Consider the following 2,872-nt stretch of genomic DNA (forward strand, 5'->3'; position numbering starts at 1 on the left):
CGACCGGCTCCTCCACGGCCCCGTGCTCGGTCATGGTCTCACTCATCAGGCGTCTCCTTGATCATCGGATCCGCCGTCTATTGGACACTCCCTGTCCACTCTCCGCACCAGAGCGAGATGGCGCGGCGTGGCCTCATCCGACGCATCCAACAGCACAGCATCTGGGAGTTCTCTGGTTCGGGCAGCCCATCGGTCCAGCGGCGCGGGCCCTCAGGCCGAGAGCGCCGCGACGACCTTCGCGGTGAGCCGATCCAGGTAGTCGTCGCCGGTCGGGGTGCGCACCACGGCCATGCGCCAGTAGGCGGGGCTCGCGAGGAAGTCCAGGTTCAGTTCGTTGTTGGCGTCCGGTGTGAGTTCACCGCGCTCGACCGCCCTGCGCAGCAGTTGGGAGGCGTGTTCGCGGCGCGGGTCGCGCACCGCGGCAAGCAGGGCACTGCCGAGTTCCTCGTTGCGGACGCTCTCGGCCATCAGGTCCGGGATGACGCGGGTGGTCAGGGGGTGGCTGAGCGCGGTGACCCAGCCGTGCAGGAACGCGCGTACGTCGCCGTGCAGCGAGCCGCTATCGGGGAGCGGTCCGGCGGTAGCCACCTCGGAGACCAGAGCGACGGTCATGGCCTGCTTGGAGGGCCACCTGCGGTAGAGCGCGGCCTTGCCCGCGCCGGCGCGGCGGGCGACGGCTTCCACCGCCAAGCGGCCGTAACCGGTCTCGGCCAGTTCCTCGAAGAACGCCGCGGTCAGCGCGCGGGTGAGCTCGTCCTGCAGGACGGGCCCTCCGGCGGCGCGCCGCTCCGGCGGGGGCGTGGGGGTGGCTACTTCGCTCATGCCGCCCACCCTAACCGAGACGGAACGGGCCCGTATCGGGTAGAGATACTCCAGCTCCCGCATGCCACCCCAGCGAACGGACGGCACACCATGAAATTCCTCTTCGACGACGAGTCCTTCTCCTTCGAGACCCTGCTGGCCGCCGGATTCGCCGCCTACCAGGGCGCCGACCTCGGAGAGGTCATCGCGACCGCCCATGACATCACCGACGGCTCCGAGCCGAGCTGGCACCGGGCCTGGAAGGCGACCGCCGAGCGCGTCGCGGCCATCGGCGAGCGGTCTCTGGTCGCGGGCCACCGGGTCAGCGCCCGCGAGGCGCTCCTGAGGGCGTCGAACTATTACCGCACCGCCGAGTTCTACCTGCACGAGGCGCCGCCGCCGAGAGCACCCAGGTGCGCTGGGCCCTCGACAACGGTGTCTGGGCGCTCGGCGCGCGCTCCTACGCGGATCTGCTCCGTCGCGGCCGCGCTTTCACGCTGGACGGCCACATCGACAAGATCGTCGCCCCCACCCTGGTCCTGGACGCCGAGAACGACCAGTTCTTCGCGGGCCAGCCCCGCCTCGTCGCGGAGCGACTGGTCAACGCCCCTGCCACGCTCATCACGCTCAGCGAGGCGGAGGGATCCGGCGAACACTGCCACGTCGGGGCCTTCCACCGCGCCCACCAGGTCATGTTCGACTGGCTCGACACGGCTCTGGCGACGGCCTGAACCGCGCGCTCCGGATCCCCGCCGGGGCCCGGTCCCCGGCGCCGGGTCAGCGGCGCTTCAGGAGCCCGCGTACGTAGGCAGCCTGGCCGACGTGTTGGAGGTCGTCGCCGATGACACTGATCAGGCGGACGCCGAGGGTGACGTGCGGCGTCCACCGCTCGTCGACCACACGGTCGAGCGCCGAGTCGTCCAGGCCCCGGACGAACTCCAGGGTCTGTTCGTGGACGGCGTCGTAGTATCCGCTCAGCTGCTCGGCGGAGACGCCCTTGACCGCCGCGACCTGCTGCGTCGTGTGCCCGAAGCCGGTCTCCTCGTCATCGAGTTCCAGGCCGAACCGGTCGGCCCAGCCCCGGGCCATCCACACCTGGTCGCGGTCGGCAGCGTCAGCGATGTGGTCGTCCTGAACCCGCGTCAGGTGCCACACGAGCCAGGCGATCGAGTTCGCCTCGCCGTCCGGCCGGAAGGCGAGTTCCTCGGGAGAAAGGTTCTCGACGACGGCGTGCACGTCCTCCTGAACGCGCCCGAAGGCGTCCGCCAACAGCTCTGCAGTGTTCATCCGTCCATCCTCACGTGATCGGTTCGACCACGGGCGCCGATGCCCGCGCGACACCCCACACGTGCCCCCCTTTGCCACCATCCTCACAAAACCCCCGGCCGCGGCCCATCAGTCGACGAGCACGGACGTCGTTCGGCCGCGCAGCCGGCGGCCCGGACCGCCGGCCGCTGCCACCCACCTTCGGCACACCCGGGTCCGCCCGCGGCTCGAGGAGGCGGGCTATGGGTACGGTCGCTACCGAGTCGACCACCGGGCCCCTCGCCACCAGGCGAACCGCGGCCAGAAGGACACCGACGAGACGTGGCCGTGGACTCGACACCCCGATTCTGCGCCTGCTCGTCGAGCAGCCCGCACCAGGCATCCGCCATGCACCCGCAACCTCGACGTCGCCCACGGCACCCGAGTTCGGTGCCCGCGAGGTGCCGCACGCCCCTGGCGAGCGGGTCGGCCTCGGTCCGATCCGCGCCCCAGGTGTGTCCACAGACAGCGGGCCGTCCGGGTGATGTGAAGTCCCAGCAGGCAAGAAGCCACTGGTGCGGGCGTGGGGGGATCAGGTGTGAGGACCGGCACGGAAGGACATCTCGCAGCGTCCGTGCAGACAACATCTGCTGAGCTGCGGCCCACGTTAAGACTTCACCAAGCAGTTGCACGATCACGCAAGTAGTGGTTTATGCTTCTGGAGGTTTGACGAAGGCACCTCGTTCGGTGAGGCGTCTGTACGGACACAGGCCACTGACCCGACGACGTCGAGAGACGCCCAGGGTCAGGACAGGTCTCCCCGGCC

3 protein-coding genes and 1 riboswitch are annotated in these 2,872 nt (G+C 70.0%); of the genes, 1 reads left to right on the top strand and 2 read right to left on the bottom strand.

The genetic code is table 11. The features are described 5' to 3' along the window. Positions 1-210: 210 nt before the first annotated feature. Positions 211-822, bottom strand: a complete 612-nt coding sequence (locus tag AC07F3_RS42320; RefSeq protein ID WP_479120443.1) for a TetR-like C-terminal domain-containing protein — start codon at positions 820-822, stop codon at positions 211-213. A 392-nt stretch (positions 823-1,214) separates the two neighbouring features. On the opposite strand from AC07F3_RS42320, the gene AC07F3_RS42325 reads away from it, so the two are divergent. Continuing rightward, positions 1,215-1,532 carry a hypothetical protein gene (locus AC07F3_RS42325; protein WP_479120445.1) on the top strand — a complete coding sequence of 106 codons (318 nt, stop codon included), beginning with the start codon at positions 1,215-1,217 and terminating at the stop codon, positions 1,530-1,532. 46 nt (positions 1,533-1,578) lie between these two features. On the opposite strand, the gene AC07F3_RS42330 is transcribed toward AC07F3_RS42325, so the two are convergent. Further along, a complete protein-coding gene (locus AC07F3_RS42330) occupies positions 1,579-2,088 on the bottom strand; it encodes a mycothiol transferase (RefSeq protein ID WP_479120447.1) in 510 nt (169 codons plus the stop codon). A gap of 690 nt (positions 2,089-2,778) precedes the next feature. After that, positions 2,779-2,872: riboswitch (M-box (ykoK) riboswitch) on the top strand. This riboswitch is flagged as partial in the annotation.

It is taken from the genome of Streptomyces sp. NPDC045846 (assembly GCF_056431605.1).